Origin of the sequence: Cupriavidus sp. UBA2010 (genome assembly GCF_002335265.1) — a bacterium.
GTDB lineage: Bacteria > Pseudomonadota > Gammaproteobacteria > Burkholderiales > Burkholderiaceae > Cupriavidus > Cupriavidus metallidurans.
Genome location: NZ_DDCI01000012.1, coordinates 208815 through 226145 on the forward strand (window position 1 = coordinate 208815; position 17331 = coordinate 226145).

14 protein-coding genes are annotated in these 17331 nt (G+C 64.7%); 11 read left to right on the forward strand and 3 right to left on the reverse strand.

The genetic code is table 11. The features are described 5' to 3' along the window. Positions 1–60: 60 nt before the first annotated feature. Both B2246_RS08370 and B2246_RS08375 read right to left on the reverse strand, forming a co-directional pair. Entirely contained in the window at positions 61–522 is a 462-nt protein-coding gene (locus B2246_RS08370; protein ID WP_008650681.1) for a peroxiredoxin, read from the reverse strand. Positions 523–723: 201 nt separating this feature from the next. Further along, entirely contained in the window at positions 724–1104 is a 381-nt protein-coding gene (locus B2246_RS08375) for an Mth938-like domain-containing protein (protein ID WP_008650682.1), read from the reverse strand. Positions 1105–1411: 307 nt separating this feature from the next. Between B2246_RS08375 and B2246_RS08380 the strand changes: the two genes are divergently transcribed. The 11 genes from B2246_RS08380 (at position 1412) to B2246_RS08430 (ending at position 15804) form a co-directional block, all read left to right on the forward strand. Beyond that, positions 1412–2641, forward strand: a complete 1230-nt coding sequence (locus tag B2246_RS08380; protein WP_008650683.1) for a pyridoxal phosphate-dependent aminotransferase — start codon at positions 1412–1414, stop codon at positions 2639–2641. Positions 2642–2691: 50 nt separating this feature from the next. Next, on the forward strand, positions 2692–4002 hold the full coding sequence (locus tag B2246_RS08385; RefSeq protein ID WP_035882579.1) for a homoserine dehydrogenase: 1311 nt from the start codon (positions 2692–2694) through the stop codon (positions 4000–4002). 28 nt (positions 4003–4030) lie between these two features. Next, entirely contained in the window at positions 4031–5476 is a 1446-nt protein-coding gene (thrC, locus tag B2246_RS08390) for a threonine synthase (RefSeq protein WP_008650685.1), read from the forward strand. A gap of 153 nt (positions 5477–5629) precedes the next feature. Continuing rightward, entirely contained in the window at positions 5630–6865 is a 1236-nt protein-coding gene (glp, locus tag B2246_RS08395; protein ID WP_186425039.1) for a gephyrin-like molybdotransferase Glp, read from the forward strand. Between the two features lie 2 nt (positions 6866–6867). Beyond that, the gene (moaD, locus tag B2246_RS08400) at positions 6868–7125 is read left to right on the forward strand and encodes a molybdopterin converting factor subunit 1 (protein ID WP_286882046.1); all 258 of its coding nucleotides are present in this window, start codon (positions 6868–6870) and stop codon (positions 7123–7125) included. Between the two features lies 1 nt (position 7126). Continuing rightward, positions 7127–7618, forward strand: coding sequence for a molybdopterin synthase catalytic subunit MoaE (gene moaE / locus B2246_RS08405; protein ID WP_008645431.1), 492 nt, complete (start codon positions 7127–7129; stop codon positions 7616–7618). Beyond that, complete coding sequence (crcB, locus tag B2246_RS08410; RefSeq protein ID WP_008645434.1) at positions 7618–7998, forward strand: fluoride efflux transporter CrcB; 381 nt, start codon at positions 7618–7620, stop codon at positions 7996–7998. Before moaE ends, crcB begins: the two co-directional genes overlap by 1 nt. Before the next feature lie 276 nt (positions 7999–8274). Beyond that, on the forward strand, positions 8275–10443 hold the full coding sequence (locus tag B2246_RS08415) for a D-(-)-3-hydroxybutyrate oligomer hydrolase (RefSeq protein ID WP_008645436.1): 2169 nt from the start codon (positions 8275–8277) through the stop codon (positions 10441–10443). Positions 10444–10657: 214 nt separating this feature from the next. Further along, the gene (gene clpB, locus B2246_RS08420) at positions 10658–13246 is read left to right on the forward strand and encodes an ATP-dependent chaperone ClpB (RefSeq protein WP_008645437.1); all 2589 of its coding nucleotides are present in this window, start codon (positions 10658–10660) and stop codon (positions 13244–13246) included. 135 nt (positions 13247–13381) lie between these two features. Beyond that, positions 13382–13852, forward strand: a complete 471-nt coding sequence (locus B2246_RS08425; RefSeq protein WP_008645439.1) for an OsmC family protein — start codon at positions 13382–13384, stop codon at positions 13850–13852. After that, complete coding sequence (locus tag B2246_RS08430) at positions 13849–15804, forward strand: gamma-glutamyltransferase family protein (protein ID WP_411860084.1); 1956 nt, start codon at positions 13849–13851, stop codon at positions 15802–15804. The genes B2246_RS08425 and B2246_RS08430 overlap by 4 nt, the downstream gene beginning before the upstream one ends. Before the next feature lie 261 nt (positions 15805–16065). On the opposite strand, the gene argE is transcribed toward B2246_RS08430, so the two are convergent. Then, positions 16066–17277: an acetylornithine deacetylase gene (argE, locus tag B2246_RS08435; RefSeq protein ID WP_193750070.1), complete on the reverse strand. Its 1212-nt coding sequence runs from the start codon at positions 17275–17277 to the stop codon at positions 16066–16068. Positions 17278–17331 lie beyond the last annotated feature (54 nt).

The window sequence follows — 17331 nt, forward strand, 5'->3', positions numbered from 1 at the left end:
AATCAGGCGAAAACGCATCGTTGCGTCACTGTTGCATCACTGTCGCGAGGATGCCTCCGGTCACATCCCCTTGACGATCTCCAGCACTTCGTCCACGTGATTCGGCACCTTGATGCCGCGCATCTCGTGGCGCAGGACACCCTTGGCATCGAGGATGAACGTACTGCGCTCGATGCCGCGCACGTCCTTGCCATACATCTTTTTCATCTTGATGACATCGAAGAGCTGGCAGATCGCCTCGTCGGCGTCCGAGATCAGTTCGAACGGCAACTCCAGCTTGGCCTTGAAGTTCTCGTGCGACTTCATGCTGTCGCGAGAGATGCCGTAAACCGCGGCGCCAGCCTTCTCGAAATCTTCGTACTGGTCGCGGAAGTTCATCGCCTCCGTTGTGCAACCCGGCGTGTTGTCCTTCGGGTAGAAGTACAGCACCGTGGTCTTGCCGCGCTGGTCGGCAAGGCGGAAGTCCCCACCGGTGGCGGGGGCCTGGAAGTCGGGAATGGCCTTGTTGAGACTGACGGTCATGCTGTTGGCTCTCCTGGGATGGCGTGCATCATCGGTGACGGCGGCAGCCCGATGTCGGTCTCGGGCTTTGCGGCCATGGCGAGTGCAGATTGGGGCAGTTCTACGGACTTCAAGCGTGGCGTAAACCGAACCCGGCGGGAATCCCGGGCCCCGGTGGCACGCGCTGGCACGTCAGGCTGCCTGATGCCGTGCGCCGGCCAGTCAGGCAGCCGGCTCCACCAGCAGCACCGCCGCAACCTTGCGGCCCTCGGCCATGAGGATATTGTAGGTGCGGCATGCGGCCTGCAAGTCCATTGCATCCACGCCGATATGCAGGCGGGAGAGGGCGGCGGTCAGGCGCGGGTGGGGAAAGCGCAGCGTGCTGCCGGTGCCCAGCAGCACGACTTCGGGCGATTTTTGCAGCAAGGCTTCGAAATGGGCGGGTTCCAGGTCCTCGAAACGGCTGACCGGCCATGGTTCGACGCTGCCTTCGGGCATCACGAGCACCGCCGTTTCGTGCCGGATCGCATTGATTTCTATATAGCCGGGACCGTAGCCGGTCACGGTATTGAGGCTCTGGGGTTGGTCGGCGTGGAGTTTCAAGTGGGGGCCTCATGCCGTCGGGATGTGTCCGGCGAGCCACCCGGTGCAGAAGGGGGGCCGTAGCGGGAGACTGGCGACGGGTTGGTGGCAGGATCGTGCGCGCGGGAGGGCAAAACGCTCGCCGCAATGCAAGAATCCGTGCCGAAGTCTGTCATAATCCGATATCTTATAGCTTTTGCCTCCAGGTCTGCCACGCCTCGCGAGCCTCATTGCGGACGCGCCGCCAGACGCGCAGGACAATCCAGAGATTCCCAGATTCCGCTGCCGCCAGAGACCGGCAGCTTGCCCTGACATCGCCAACACCGCCGTGAAACCCATCCAGAAATCGCACAAGCTCCAGAACGTTTGCTATGACATCCGCGGCCCGGTGCTGGAAAAGGCCAAGCAAATGGAGGAAGAGGGGCACAAGATCATCAAGCTGAACATCGGCAACCTGGCGGTGTTCGGCTTCGACGCGCCGGAGGAGATCCAGCAGGACATGATGCGCAACCTGCCCAATTCGGCGGGTTATTCGGACTCCAAGGGCATCTTCGCCGCACGCAAGGCGATCATGCACTACACCCAGGAAAAGAAGATCCAGGGCGTGGGGCTGGACGACATCTATGTGGGCAACGGCGCGTCCGAGCTGATCGTGATGGCGATGAACGCGCTGCTCAACAGCGGCGACGAAATGCTGGTGCCGGCGCCCGACTACCCGCTGTGGACGGCCGCGGTGAGCTTGTCCGGCGGCACGCCGGTGCACTATGTGTGCGACGAGGCCAACGAGTGGATGCCGGATCTCGACGATATCCGCCGCAAGATCACCCCGAACACGCGCGGCATCGTCATCATCAACCCGAACAACCCCACCGGGGCACTGTATTCGGACGAACTGCTGAAGGAGATCGTGGCCATCGCGCGCGAGCACGGCCTGATCATCTTCGCCGACGAGATCTACGACAAGGTCCTGTACGACGGCAATACGCATACGTCGATCGGCTCGCTGTCCACGGACGTGCTGACCGTGACCTTCAACGGCCTGTCTAAGAACTACCGTTCGTGCGGCTACCGCGCGGGCTGGATGGTGGTGTCGGGCGACAAGCGTCCCGCGCTCGACTATATCGAAGGGCTGAACATGCTCTCGTCGATGCGCCTGTGCGCCAATGTGCCGGGCCAGTGGGCGATCCAGACGGCGCTGGGCGGGTATCAGAGCATCAACGACCTCGTGACCGAAGGCGGCCGCCTGCGCCGCCAGCGCGATCTGGCCTATGAGCTGATTACCAAGATTCCGGGCGTTACGTGCGTCAAGCCCAAGGCGGCGCTGTACCTGTTCCCGAAGCTCGACCTGTCCATGTACCCGATCCAGGACGATCAGGAGTTCATTTACGAACTGCTGCAGGAATCGAAGGTGCTGCTGGTGCAGGGTACCGGCTTCAACTGGGGCGCGCCGGACCATTTCCGGATCGTGTTCCTGCCACACGAGGAAGACCTGCGCGAGGCCATCACCCGCGTCGGCCGCTTCCTTGAAAGCTATCGCAAACGTCACGGTACGGCCTGAGCCGCCGGACGTCCCCATTTCAGAATCAAGCAAACCAGAGTCAGACGTTCATGAATCCCATCAAAGTCGGCCTTCTCGGCATCGGTACCGTCGGTAGCGGCACGTTCAACGTGCTCAAGCGCAATCAGGAGGAAATTCGTCGCCGCGCAGGCCGCGGCATCGAGATTGCGGTGGTGGCTGACCTTAACACCGAGCGCGCCCGCGAGCTGACCGGTGGGACGGTGGACGTCGTCAGCGATGCGAACGACGTGGTGACGCGTCCGGACATCGACATCGTCATCGAGCTGATCGGCGGCTACGGCATCGCCCGCGAGCTGGTGCTCAAGGCGATCGAGAACGGCAAGCACGTGGTCACCGCCAACAAGGCGCTGCTGGCCGTGCATGGCAACGAGATTTTCGAAGCCGCTCGCAAGAAGGGCGTGATCGTCGCCTTCGAGGCGGCAGTGGCAGGCGGCATTCCCATCATCAAGGCGCTGCGCGAAGGCCTGACCGCGAACCGCATCCAGTGGATCGCCGGCATCATCAACGGCACGACGAACTTCATCCTGTCCGAGATGCGCGACAAGGGTCTGGATTTCGATACCGTGCTCAAGGAAGCGCAGCAACTGGGCTACGCCGAGGCCGATCCGACCTTCGACATCGAAGGCGTCGACGCCGCGCACAAGGTCACGCTGATGAGCGCGATCGCATTCGGGATGCCGGTGCAGTTCGACCGCGCCCACGTGGAAGGCATCACCAAGCTGTCGGCCATCGATATCAAGTACGCAGAGGAACTGGGCTATCGCATCAAGCTGCTTGGTATCACCCGCCGCCGCGACGAAGGCGTGGAGCTGCGCGTGCACCCGACGCTGGTGCCGGCCTCGCGCCTGATCGCCAACGTGGAAGGCGCGATGAACGCCGTGCTGGTGCAGGGCGATGCCGTGGGCGCCACGCTGTACTACGGCAAGGGCGCCGGCGCCGAGCCGACCGCCTCGGCCGTGATTGCCGATCTGGTCGACGTGACCCGCCTGCACACCGCCGATCCGAACCACCGCGTACCGCACCTGGCATTCCAGCCGGACGAGCTGTCGAACGTGCCCGTGCTGCCGATCGACGAAGTCACCAGTTCGTACTACTTGCGCATGCGTGTGTCGGACGAGACCGGCGTGCTTGCCGAGATCACGCGCATCCTGGCCGAAGCCGGCATCAGCATCGACGCGATGCTGCAGAAGGAATCGCGCGAAGGCGAACCGCAGACCGACATCATCATCCTGACGCACCTGACGCGCGAGAAGCACGTCAATGCCGCCATTCGCAGCATCGAAGCGCTCCAGACCGTGCTGTCGCCGGTCACGCGCCTGCGCATGGAAGAACTGAACTGATAGCTGACAGACGGACCTGACTCGCCTCATGAATTACCAGTCGACGCGCGGCCATGACGTGCCGCAATCGTTCTCCGAGATCCTGCTCGGTGGCCTGGCGCCCGATGGCGGCTTGTACCTGCCCAAGCAGTACCCGCAGATCACGGCCGAGGAACTCGAAGCCTGGCGCAAGCTCCCGTACGCCGACCTGGCGTTCGAGGTGCTGTCGCGCTTCTGTGACGACATCCCCGCCGAGGACCTGCGCGCGCTGACGCGCAAGACCTACACGGCGGACGTGTACTGCAACGCGCGGGCCGGCGACAACACCGCCGACATTACGCCGTTGCGCACACTGGGCGAAGAGGGCGGCACGAAGCTGCAACTGCTGGGCCTGTCCAACGGCCCGACGCTGGCCTTCAAGGACATGGCGATGCAGTTGCTGGGCAACCTGTTCGAGTACGCGCTCAAGCGCGCAGGCCTGAAGCTGAACATCCTTGGCGCGACTTCCGGCGATACCGGCAGCGCGGCCGAATACGCGATGCGCGGCAAGGAAGGCATTCGCGTGTTCATGCTGAGCCCGCACCGCAAGATGAGCGCGTTCCAGACCGCCCAGATGTTCAGCCTGCAGGATCCAAACATCTTCAATATCGCGATCGAAGGCGTGTTCGACGACGCGCAGGACATCGTCAAGGCCGTCTCGAACGATCATGCGTTCAAGGCGCGCCAGCGCATTGGCACGGTCAACTCGATCAACTGGGCCCGTGTGGTCGCCCAGGTCGTGTACTACTTCAAGGGCTGGATGCTGGCGACCAGCGGTCCGGGACAGAAGGTGTCGTTCTGCGTGCCGTCGGGCAACTTCGGCAACGTCTGCGCTGGTCACATCGCGCGCATGATGGGCCTGCCGATCGACAAGCTCGTGGTGGCCACCAACGAGAACGACGTGCTGGACGAGTTCTTCCGCACCGGCACGTATCGCGTGCGGACCTCGGCCCAGACGTACCACACGTCGAGCCCGAGCATGGACATCTCGAAGGCATCGAACTTCGAGCGTTTCGTGTTCGATCTGCTGGGTCAGGACGCCGACAAGCTGGTGGCGCTGTTCCGCGACGTCGACACCAAGGGTGGCTTCGATCTGGCCGGCACGCCGGACTTCGCGCGCATCGGCCAGTTTGGCTTTGTGTCCGGCCGCAGCTCGCACCAGGACCGTCTGGCGACGATCCGAGACGTGAACCAACGCTATGGCGTGACGATCGACACCCATACCGCCGATGGCGTAAAGGTGGCGCGTGAGCACCTGCAGCCGGGCGTGCCAATGGTGGTACTGGAAACCGCGCTGCCGGCCAAGTTCTCCGAAACCATCCACGAGGCTTTGGGTCATGAACCGGAGCGTCCGGCTGCGTTCGACGGTATCGAGAAGCTGCCGCAACGCTTCGAGGTGATGCCGGCCGACGCGGACCGCGTGAAGGCGTATATCGCCCAGCACACCGGTTTGTGATCGAAGGGCGAATAGCCCTTATCACAGCAGGATCGGCCGGTCCGGCGCCAACTCGCTACAATCGGGTTTGCCGGGCTCCGCTGCCACGGCCCCCAGGCTTCCCGGCCCGGGGGCTGTTTCATTTGGAGCCAACCTGAATCCCATACGCATCCCATGACCCAGACTGCTGCGCGCCCTCCGATGCTGACGATGGCCCAGGCGCTCGATGCCCTGATGGCCGGCGTTCGCCCGATCACCGATTCTGAAACTGTCGATACGCTGCAGGCCAACGGCCGGGTGCTGGCGGCCGGGGTCACCAGCGCGTTGCGCGTGCCGCCTGCCGATAACACGTCGATGGACGGCTACGTGATGCGTGCCGCCGATGTGCCGGAGCCGGGCACGCGGCTGCCAGTCTCGCAACGGATACCGGCGGGCCACGTGGGCACCGAACTGGCCCCGGGTACCGCGGCGCGCATCTTTACCGGCGGCCTGATTCCGCCCGGCGCCGATGCGGTGGTGATGCAGGAGCAGTGCCAGGCCGATGGCGACGCGGTGATCGTCAATCATGTACCGGCATCGGGCGAGTGGATTCGCCGTGCTGGCGAGGATATCGAGGCCGGCAGCGAGATCCTGCCCGCCGGCACACGCCTGTCGCCGCAGGCGCTGGGCCTGGCCGCGTCGGTGGGACAGGCAAAGCTCGACGTGGTCCGCCGCGTGCGCGTGGCCGTGTTCTTTACCGGCGACGAACTGGCGATGCCCGGCGAGCCGCTCAAGCCCGGCGCGATCTACAACTCGAACCGGTTCACGCTGCGCGGTCTGCTGGAGAACCTCGGCTGCGAAGTGACCGACTTCGGTATCGTCCCGGACACGCTGGCGGCCACGCGCGATACGTTGCGCCGCGCCGCGGAGGGCAACGACCTGATCATCACGTCGGGCGGCGTATCGGTAGGCGAAGAAGACCATATCCGTCCGGCCGTTACAGCGGAAGGTCGGCTGGACCTCTGGCAGATCGCGATCAAGCCGGGCAAGCCGCTGGCCTTCGGGCAGGTGGCCAACGGCACCGAGCTGCCCGCGTTTTTCCTGGGCCTGCCGGGAAATCCCGTGTCGAGCTTCGTTACGTTCCTGCTGTTCGTGCGCCCGTTTATCCTGCGTTTGCAGGGCGTCGCGGATGTGACGCCGCGTCGTCTGCCGCTGCGTGCGGATTTCGATCTGCCGCGCGGCGACCGCCGCAACGAATTTCTGCGTGCGCGCGTCAACGATGCGGGCGGCCTCGATCTGTTTCCGAACCAGAGCTCAGGCGTGCTGACGTCCACCGTGTGGGGCGATGGCCTGATCGACAATCCGCCGAACCAGACCATCCAGCGCGGCGACGTTGTGCAGTTCATTCCATTTGCCAGTTTGCTGGCCTGATCATGCAACTAGAACTCCGATACTTCGCCAGCGTGCGCGAACAGGTGGGGCAGGGCGCCGAACGCGCCGAGGTGCCCGCCGAGGTCCGCACGGTTGGCGACCTGCGCGCATGGCTGCGCGGACGCGGCGGCGCCTGGACCGAGGCTTTGGCCGATGGCCGCGCGCTGCGCATGGCCGTGGACCATGCCGTGGCACGTGCCGACACCCAGTTGGCCGATGGCTGCGAGGTGGCCTTCTTTCCTCCCGTGACCGGAGGCTGAGATGGCGGTACGCGTTCAGCACGAGGATTTCGATCTCGGCGCGGAAGTGGTGGCGCTGCGCGCCGGCAATCCGGGCGTGGGGGCGGTGGCCAGCTTCATCGGGACGGTGCGCGATGTCAGCGAAGGCACGCGCGTCAGTACGATGGAGCTCGAGCACTATCCCGGCATGACCGAGAAGGCGCTGGAGACGATCGAAGCGGCGGCGCGCGAACGCTGGCCGCTGCTTGGCGTGACCATCGTGCATCGCGTGGGCCTGCTGCAGCCGCTGGACCAGATCGTGCTGGTTGCCGTGTCCTCGGCCCACCGTGGCGCCGCGTTTGCGGCGTGCGAGTTCATCATGGACTACCTGAAGTCCGAGGCACCGTTCTGGAAGAAGGAAGACACGCCGGAAGGCGCGCGCTGGGTCGACGCGCGGGTCTCGGACGATGCCGCGCTGCGCCGCTGGGGTATCGAATCGTTCAACGCGGATCCCGCCAATAACAAGGAAGAATGATGGGCCCGATGGGTTTCGTGGCGGTCGGCGTTGGTGCCGCCGTTGGCGCCTGGCTGCGCTGGTTTTTCTCGGTCACGTGGAACGCCATCAATCCGGCACTGCCATATGGCACGCTGGCGTCGAACCTGGTCGGAGGCTACCTGATCGGCCTGGCCGTCGCGTTCTTCGAAACCCACCCATCTTTGCCGCCAGAGTGGCGCCTGCTGGCCGTCACGGGGTTCCTCGGCGGCCTGACCACGTTTTCGACGTTCTCAAGCGAAGTCATCGCCAATCTGATGGCTGGTGACTATCGCTGGGCCATGCTCCACCTCGCGATGCATCTGGGTGGATCGCTCCTGCTGACCGCGTTCGGCATCTGGTCGTACCGGGCGCTGGCCTGATGCCGTGCGCCTTGGGCTCTGTACAGGCTCCTCGGGGTAGACCTTAGGTAACACTACGTACCGCCCGGCTATCCTCCTGCGGCGCAAGACCGTATAACATTGCCGGGCCGGATCGCCGGGTGCGCGCGGCTTCGCATGAAGCCGCTCTCCTGGCGCCTCACCGCGGTCCGCGCCACTCCGCATTTCCCCCTGTTTGGCAGTTTGCAGTTGTCTCACCGAGTCCTGGACGGGACGGCGTTCGCGCCATCCCGCCGATAACAACAAGGAGACATACCCATGCAGCAGCGCCACCTCTCGCAGTCCGCCCAATCGCACGGCCATGGCACCCGGCGTGCGCACCGCCGAAACACGATCGCTATCGCCGTCGCCACGCTTGGCGTTGCTGCGTGCGGCGGGTTCGGCACAAATGGGGGCGGCGGGAACGCCGGTCCCAACGTCAAGCCGGCATTCATATCCAGCCCCATCGGGGTCAAATCCTACGATGGCAACACGGATGACCTGCTGACAGCGGGGCTGGGCAAGGACGGACTGGCGGCCGCAGCGCCGGCGTTTGCCAATCCGAATGCGCCGACGGCCGCGGAGTTGCGCCGTAACGCGATCTGGGCCAACTACCGCGCGATCGTGGATGTCCAGGCCGCGGGCGGCTATGGCTCGCTCTACGGCCCCAATGTCGACGCCAAGGGGAACGTGACCACCGGCCAGGGCAAGGTCCCGGGTACCGAGTACATCGCATTTGCCGATGACGGCTCGGGCCGGCAAAACGTGACAGTCATGGCCCAGGTTCCGGATGGGTTCGATGTGAAGCATCCCTGCATCATTTCCGCCACTTCGTCCGGCTCGCGTGGTGTCTATGGCGGAATCGCCGTGGGCGAGTGGGGGCTCAAGCACAACTGCGCGGTGGCCTATACGGACAAGGGGACCGGCGCGGCACCGCATGACCTGGGTAGCGACACCGTGCCGCTGATCGACGGCACCCGGCAGGCCCGGGCCGGTGCCGGCACGCAGGCCCAGTTCGCGGCACAGCCCAGTGCCTCTCAAACGCTGGCGGGCTTCAATGCCAGTACCCCGCACCGGCTTGCGTTCAAGCACGCGCACTCGCAACAGAACCCGGAGGCGAACTGGGGCGCCAACACGTTGCAGGCGATCCAGTTCACGCTGTGGGCGGTCAACGACAAGTTCGGCAGGACCAATACCGATGGCACGCGGCAGGCGACGTTCACGCCAGCCAATGTGCTGGTGATCGCGTCGGCCATCTCGAATGGTGGCGGGGCGGCCATTGCAGCGGCGGAACAGGACACCGGCGGGTTGATCGACGGCGTGGCCGTCGGGGAGCCGAATGTGAACTTGCCACCGACGGCAGGCGTGGTCGTCAAGCGCGGCGGCGTGCCGGTGGCGGCGTCGGGCAAGCATCTTTACGATTACACGACGATTGCCAACCTGTACCAGCTCTGCGCCAGCCAGGATGCCAGCCTGGGCAATGCGCCATTCGCCAAAACGGCCGGACAGGCCGCGCTCAACCGATGTGCGTCACTGGCTGCCAAGAAGAAGATTGCCGGAGGCAGCACGTCCGCCCAGGCAACCTCCGCGCTGGATGCGTTGCACCGCGCCGGCTGGGAGCCCGAGTCGGATGACCTGTTCGCGTCGCTTTCGGCGCTGGAGGTCGGCAGTTCCATTTCGGTGACCTATGCCAATGCCTATGCGCGCGCCAGCGTGACGGACCGGCTCTGCCACTACAGTTTTTCCTCGCCGGGCAGCCCGCCGCAGGCCAATCCCGTCACGGCCCCGGCGGCCGCGCTGGCAGGGCTGTTCTCGACTGGCAATGGCATTCCGCCCACTACGGCGGTGACGCTGATGAACGATGCCAACCCGTCCGGGGCGATGCGTGACTTCGCGTCGATATCGCCCTCGACCAAGCTGGCGGACGGCAATGTCGACGGCGCGCTCTGCCTGCGTGGCCTGCTGGACACCCGAAACCCGGCGCTGATGACCGGTATCGGCCAGACCTATCGCACGGGCAACCTTGGCGGCCGACCGTCGGTCATCGTGCAGGGCCGCAGCGATGGCCTCCTGCCGGTGAACCACACGTCGCGGCCATATCTCGGGCTGAACAAGCACGTCGAGGGCGCCAGCAGTCGGCTCTCGTACATCGAGGTGACCAACGGCCAGCATTTCGACGGGTTTATTGATGTGATTCCCGGGTATGCCAAGCGCTATATCCCGATGCACGTCTACGTGAACCGGGCGCTCGATGCGGTCTACGCCAACCTGCGCGACGGTACGCCGCTGCCGCCGTCGCAGGTGGTGCGCACCACGCCGCGCGGGGGTGCCGATACCGACACGGTCGGCCCCCGGATCCAGCCGTCGAACGTGCCGCCGATCGCTGCCACACCCGCGGCCGGCGACGCGATCACGGTCACCGGCTCGACCGTGGACGTGCCCAACTGAGACGTGGCCGCCAGGCCCGGCGATACGCGTTACCCGTCATGCACTTGGCCGAAATTTGGTCGATGTATGACGGGTGTATCGCCGATGTCTTGAAATGTCATTCCCAAGCCCTATCTTTCGGAAGTAACGTGTCCGGCTGGGCATATGTGGCGGCAGCCAAAGCCGCCGCGGGCCTCGCATCAGGACACACTTTCCTAGAGAGAGAGGGCTCCTAATGCGAATTGACAAACTGACTACCCGGTTCCAGGAAGCGCTGGCAGAAGCGCAAAGTCTGGCGCTGGGTAATGACAATCAATACATCGAACCCCAGCATCTGCTGCGTGCGTTGCTCGCGCAGGACGATGGGGCAGCCCGTACGCTGCTGTCGCGTGCTGGCGTGAACGTGGGCGGCCTGCAGAGCGCGCTCGATGCGGCGATCCATCGCCTGCCGCAGGTTCAGGGCACGAACGAGGTCCAGGTGGGCCGCGACCTGAACAACCTGCTGAATGCCACCGAAAAGGAAGCGATCAAGCGCAACGACCAGTTCATCGCCAGTGAACTGTTCCTGCTCGCCGTGTCCGACGACAAAGGCGAGACGGGGCGGATCGCCCGCGAGAACGGCTTGTTGCGCAAGTCGCTCGAGGCCGCGATCACGGCCGTGCGCGGCGGTGATACCGTCAATAGCGCCGACGCCGAGTCGCAGCGCGAGGCGCTCAAGAAGTACACGGTCGATCTGACCGAGCGCGCGCGCGCCGGCAAGCTGGACCCCGTGATTGGCCGCGACGACGAAATCCGTCGCGCGATCCAGATCCTGCAGCGCCGTACCAAGAACAACCCCGTGCTGATCGGTGAGCCCGGCGTGGGCAAGACCGCCATCGTCGAAGGGCTGGCACAGCGCATCGTCAACGGCGAAGTGCCGGAGACGCTCAAGAACAAGCGCGTGCTCGTGCTCGACATGGCCGGGCTGCTGGCCGGCGCCAAGTATCGCGGCGAGTTCGAGGAACGCCTGAAGGCAGTGCTCAATGACGTGGCCAAGGATGAAGGCCAGACCATCGTCTTCATCGACGAGATTCACACGATGGTGGGCGCGGGCAAGGCCGAAGGTGCGATCGACGCGGGCAACATGCTCAAGCCGGCGCTGGCGCGCGGTGAACTGCATTGCATCGGCGCGACCACGCTGAACGAATACCGCAAGTACATCGAGAAGGATGCCGCGCTGGAGCGCCGCTTCCAGAAGGTGCTTGTGGATGAACCCAGCGTCGAGGCAACGATCGCCATTCTGCGTGGCCTGCAGGAGAAGTACGAACTGCACCACAAGGTGGAGATCACCGACCCGGCTATCGTGGCCGCGGCCGAGCTGTCGCACCGCTACATCACCGACCGGTTCCTGCCGGACAAGGCCATCGACCTGATCGACGAGGCTGCCGCGCGGATCAAGATGGAAATCGACTCGAAGCCCGAGGCGATGGACAAGCTCGAGCGTCGCACGATCCAGCTCAAGATCGAGCGCGAGGCGGTCAAGAAGGAAACCGACGAGGCATCGCGCAAGCGTCTGGAACTGATCGAGCAGGAAATCATCCGGCTCGAGAAGGAATACGCTGACCTGGATGAGATCTGGCGCGCCGAGAAGGGCGCCGCCCAGGGTGCGGCCGCGCTGAAGGAGGAGATCGAGAAGATCAAGCTCGATATCACCCGACTGCAGCGCGAAGGCAAGCTCGACAAGGTGGCTGAACTCCAGTACGGCAAGCTGCCGGAACTCGAGGGCAAGCTGCAGGCGGCAACCAAGGCCGAGGCCAGCGAGCAGAAACAGCAGAACAAGCTGCTGCGCACGCAGGTCGGCGCCGAGGAAATCGCCGAGGTCGTCAGCCGCGCCACGGGTATTCCGGTGGCCAAGATGATGCAGGGCGAGCGCGAGAAGCTGCTCAAGATGGAAGATCGCCTGCACCAGCGTGTGGTGGGTCAGGACGAGGCCGTGCGGCTGGTGTCCGATGCGATCCGCCGTTCGCGTGCCGGTCTGTCGGACGAGAACAAGCCGTATGGCTCGTTCCTGTTCCTCGGGCCGACGGGCGTGGGCAAGACCGAGTTGTGCAAGGCGCTGTCCGAGTTCCTGTTCGATTCGGAGGAGCACCTGATCCGCATCGACATGAGCGAATTCATGGAGAAGCACAGCGTGAGCCGGCTGATCGGCGCGCCTCCGGGCTACGTGGGCTATGACGAAGGCGGTTACCTGACCGAGGCGGTGCGTCGCAAGCCGTACGCGGTGATCCTGCTCGACGAAGTCGAGAAGGCGCACCCGGACGTGTTCAACGTGCTGCTGCAGGTGCTGGACGATGGTCGTCTGACCGACGGCCAGGGCCGTACCGTCGACTTCAAGAACACGGTGATCGTGATGACGTCGAACCTGGGTTCGCACATCATCCAGTCGATGGCGGGCGAACCGCAGGAGGCGGTGAAGGGCGCGGTATGGCAGGAGGTACGCACGCATTTCCGGCCCGAGTTCCTGAACCGGATCGACGAAGTCGTGGTGTTCCATGCGCTCGACCAGAAGAATATCGAGTCGATCGCCAAGATCCAGCTCAAGCGCCTGCAGGTCCGTCTGGCGCGCATGGACATGACGCTGGACGTGAGCGAACGGGCGCTGGAGAAGATCGCCAGCGCGGGCTACGACCCGGTGTTCGGAGCCCGGCCGCTCAAGCGCGCGATCCAGCAGCAGATCGAGAATCCGGTGGCCAAGGCCATCCTGGAAGGCCGGTTTGCCGCGAAGGATGTCGTGCCGGTGGACTACGTGGACGGCGAGTTCACGTTCGGGCGAATGGTGCATTGAGACGCGCCGACTGCTTCGACCGATCTCCAACCCGGACAGTCTGGCCGGGTTGATCAAGGGACCTCTGCGGAGGTCCCTTTTTTTCGCCACAATGGTGGCTCCTTGCAGCTTTTCTCCCACATCAGGAGCAATTCCATGGCTCACGGCGAGCACAAGTACCAGACTACGGTCGAATGGACCGGCAACCGCGGCACCGGAACGTCGGGATACCGCGCTTACGGACGCGAACACGTGATCCGGTCTGGCAACAAGCCCGAGATTCCGGGTTCCTCCGATCCCGCGTTCCTGGGCGACCCCAGCCGCTGGAACCCTGAGGAACTGCTGCTGGCATCGGTGTCGGCCTGCCACAAGCTCTGGTACCTGCACCTGTGCGCCGACGCCGGCATCGCCGTACTGGCATATGTCGATCAGGCCGAAGGCACGATGACCGACAGAACTTCGCCGGCCAAATTCACCGAGATCGTGCTGCGCCCGCAGGTCACCATCCGCGCCGGTGATGACGCGGCCAAGGCCGAACACCTGCATCACGTGGCGCACGAGAAGTGCTACATCGCCAATTCCGTCAATTTTCCGATCCTGTGCGAACCCGTCATCGTTTCGGGCTGATTTTCGCAGGCGGGCTGCTCGTCGGGGGCTGTTCTAGCGTTGCGCTGCCATCGGCGCCACCTACGCCACCTACGTCGATACGCGCCGAAGGCACCTGCCAGGTGCTTGCCGATGATGGCGGCACCGTGGTGGTCGGCTCGAACCTGCCGGGCGATCCCGCCGCGCCGGAGCCCGCCAGCGGCTACCGCAAGGGAATGCAGCCGATCCATGCCCGGTCGTATATGGTGTCGACCTCCAACGCGTACGCCAGTGCGGCGGGTTGCGCGGTGCTCAGTCGGGGTGGCACCGCCGCGGACGCCGCCGTGGCGGTGCAGGCGGTGCTGGGGCTCACGGTGCCGGAGGCCACCGGACTGGGTTCAGGCGGCTTCCTGCTCTATTACGACGCCACAACGCGGACCGTGCAGGCCTACGATGGCCGGGAGACGGCGCCGGCATCGGCTGGCGCGCACTATCTGCTTCACGTCGACGATGCCAGGGACCGGCGTTCGCCAAAGCCCGATCTTCGATCCAGCGGCCGCTCCATTGGCACACCCGGCGTGCCCCGACTGATCGAGCGCGTGCAGCGGGAGCATGGCAAGCTGCCCTGGCCGGGGCTGTTCGACGATGCCGTGACATTGGCGACGAACGGCTTCCCGATCGGCGGGCGACTGGCGCAGGCGATTGCCACGAATGCCAATGGCCTCAAGCGCGATGCCGAGGCGCGTGCGTACTTTCTCGATGCCGATGGCAAGCCGAAGGCAATCGGTACGGTTCTCAGGAATCCCGCCTACGCGCGGACGCTGCAGGCCCTGGCGAGCCAGGGTGCCGATGCGTTCTATACGGGGCCGATCGCGGAAGGCATCGTGGCGTCAATTGCGGCCACGACGGGCGCCGACGGCCGACCCATCACGCCGGGCAAGACGACATTGGTCGATCTGGCGGCTTACACGGTGAAGCGGCACGAACCGGTCTGCATGGCCTACCGCGCGTTTTGGATCTGCGGCGCGCCGCCACCCGCCGGCGGTATCACGGTGGCATCCGTGATGGGGATTCTGGAGCGCTTCGATCTGGCCGAATTCGGACCGACCGCCATCGACGGGGAAGGCGGCAAGCCAACCGTACAGGGTGTGCACCTCGTCAGCGAAGCCGAGCGGCTGGCCTATGCGGATCGTGACAAGTACGTGGCCGACCCCGATTTCGTGCCGCTGCCGGGTTGTAGCGCGGATGCGTTGCTGGGCAAACGATACCTGCGTGGACGAGCGGCGCTGATTGATCCGCATCGCTCCATGGGCACCGCCGTGGCCGGTAACCTGGGCGGCGCGCTGCTGGGCGTTGTGCCGCAGACGGAACATGGAACGAACCATTTTTCGATCGTCGACGCGCAGGGGAATGCGGTCAGCGCCACCACATCGGTCGAAGCCAGCATGGGGTCGTTCCATATGACCCACGGATTCCTGCTCAACAACCAGTTGACCGATTTCAGCGCGACGCCGGTGGACGCCAGAGGCCAGTCCGTCGCCAATCGCGTGGAGCCGGGCAAGCGTCCGCGCAGTTCGATGGCGCCGACGCTGGTATTCCGCAAGGGCGCGGATGGCTCGATCGGAGATTTCCTGATGGCGACCGGTTCGCCGGGCGGCGGGGCGATACCGCAGTACGTGGTAAAGACGCTGGTCGGGGTGCTCGACTGGGGGCTCGACGCACAGCAGTCGGCCGGTCTGGTCGACTTCGGCGCCAGTAACAGCCCAGTTACGACGCTTGGTGGCGAGCATCCGCATATCAACACGACGAACGACGGCGCCAGCGACCCGCTGGTCCAGGGACTCAAGGCACTTGGCCACCGCATCTCGCTACGGGCCCAGCCAAGTGGCGTGAACACGATACTGCGTACCCGGACGGGGGATGTCGACCGGCTGGAAGGCGGTACCGATCCACGGCGCGAGGGTGTGGTGCTGGGCGACACCGTCAGGCCCTGAAGCGGGCAGGTAGGAGGGGGATTGTACGAATCTGTGACACCAGCTTCGCCATTGTCTGGCGCTTGACTTGCGTCAAGCCGAGGGGGCGATTCGGTGGCTACTATTCAAACCGTCATGGAGATGCGGGGGCGCTCTTCATGACTTGTCTACCCGTTTCCGGAATGGAAACTTAACCCGCTGCACCTCCCGGTGCCGCGGGTTTTTCTTTTTGCGGGCCGACGCTTGTGACCCTATTCTTGACCCCGCTTTCCCGGGGCTGAATCAGGCGACGCGCAGGCTATCCACCACCTTGTGCAGAAAGCTCTCGCACGCGGTGAGCTGATCCAGCGAGACGAACTCGTCGGGCTTGTGCGCCTGCTGGATATCGCCGGGGCCGCACACCACGGCCGGAATGCCCGCGCGCTGGAACAGGCCAGCCTCGGTGCCGTAGGCCACCTTGTTGGTATCGCGGTCGGCGGTCAGCGCGCGCACGAGCTGGGTGATGGCATCGGTCTCGGCGGCATCGAGCGAAGGCGCGGCGGCGATCTTGCTGATAGCCATGCCAGCATCCGGATGCTCGTTGCGCATCTTCGGCAACAACACATCGTTCGCGTGGGCCTGGATGCGCGCCAGGATCGCTTCCGGATCCACGCCAGGAAGATTCCGAAATTCGAAGACGAATTCGCACTCGGCGGGAATGGTGTTCAGCGCGATGCCGCCCTGGATCGTGCCGGTCGAAGCGGTCGTAAACGGCACATCGAAGGCCTGATCGTAAGGGCCATTGGCCTTGAACTCGTCGGCGATATCGCGAATGAAACAGATCAGGCGCGCGGCGTACTCGATCGCATTGACGCCCTTCGGGGTCAGCGACGAGTGCGCTGCCTGGCCCTTAACGCAGCACCGGTAGGCATTGATGCCCTTGTGCGCCACGATCACGCGCATGCTGGTCGGCTCGCCGACGATGCAGCCCGAAGGGCGCACGCCACGGTCACGCAGCTCGGCCAGCAGGTACGGGGCGCCCATGCAGCCGATCTCTTCGTCGAACGACAGCGCGTAGTGGACCGGCTCGCGCAGCCTGGCATCAAGGATGGTCGGCAGCAGCGCCAGGCTCGTGCCGATGAACCCCTTCATGTCACAGGTGCCGCGACCGTAGAGCTTGCCGTCGCGTACCACCGGCTTGAACGGGTCGGTGCTCCAGTTCTGCCCGTCGACGGGCACCACGTCCGTGTGCCCGGACAGCACGATGCCGCCATTGGTGGCGCCATCGGCTGCGGGAATCGTCACGAACAGGTTGGCCTTGTCGCCCTGCGGGTTGTAGCTCAGATGCGGGCGCAGGCCCTTGGCCAGGAAGTGGTCGCGCACGGATTCGATCAGGCCCAGATTCGAATGGCGGGAAGTGGTATCCATCGATACCAGGCGCTCGGTCCATTCGAGCGCGCTGCCACGCGCGGGGGCATTGGTGGCGGCGGATCGGTTGTCGGGTTGGGCTGGCATGGGGCGTTGGAACGTCTGATTCATTGGGGGTTTGATCGTACACCTGGCCCGGCA

Bases quoted from the DNA above. Each gene is read 5' to 3' on its own strand.
- B2246_RS08385 (WP_035882579.1), top strand. From the start codon at position 2,692: ATGAATCCCATCAAAGTCGGCCTTCTCGGCATCGGTACCGTCGGTAGC.
- moaD (WP_286882046.1), top strand. From the start codon at position 6,868: ATGCAACTAGAACTCCGATACTTCGCCAGCGTGCGCGAACAGGTGGGG.
- thrC (WP_008650685.1), top strand. From the start codon at position 4,031: ATGAATTACCAGTCGACGCGCGGCCATGACGTGCCGCAATCGTTCTCC.
- argE (WP_193750070.1), bottom strand. From the start codon at position 17,277: ATGCCAGCCCAACCCGACAACCGATCCGCCGCCACCAATGCCCCCGCG.
- moaE (WP_008645431.1), top strand. From the start codon at position 7,127: ATGGCGGTACGCGTTCAGCACGAGGATTTCGATCTCGGCGCGGAAGTG.
- crcB (WP_008645434.1), top strand. From the start codon at position 7,618: ATGGGCCCGATGGGTTTCGTGGCGGTCGGCGTTGGTGCCGCCGTTGGC.
- B2246_RS08370 (WP_008650681.1), bottom strand. From the start codon at position 522: ATGACCGTCAGTCTCAACAAGGCCATTCCCGACTTCCAGGCCCCCGCC.
- glp (WP_186425039.1), top strand. From the start codon at position 5,630: ATGACCCAGACTGCTGCGCGCCCTCCGATGCTGACGATGGCCCAGGCG.
- B2246_RS08415 (WP_008645436.1), top strand. From the start codon at position 8,275: ATGCAGCAGCGCCACCTCTCGCAGTCCGCCCAATCGCACGGCCATGGC.
- B2246_RS08425 (WP_008645439.1), top strand. From the start codon at position 13,382: ATGGCTCACGGCGAGCACAAGTACCAGACTACGGTCGAATGGACCGGC.
- clpB (WP_008645437.1), top strand. From the start codon at position 10,658: ATGCGAATTGACAAACTGACTACCCGGTTCCAGGAAGCGCTGGCAGAA.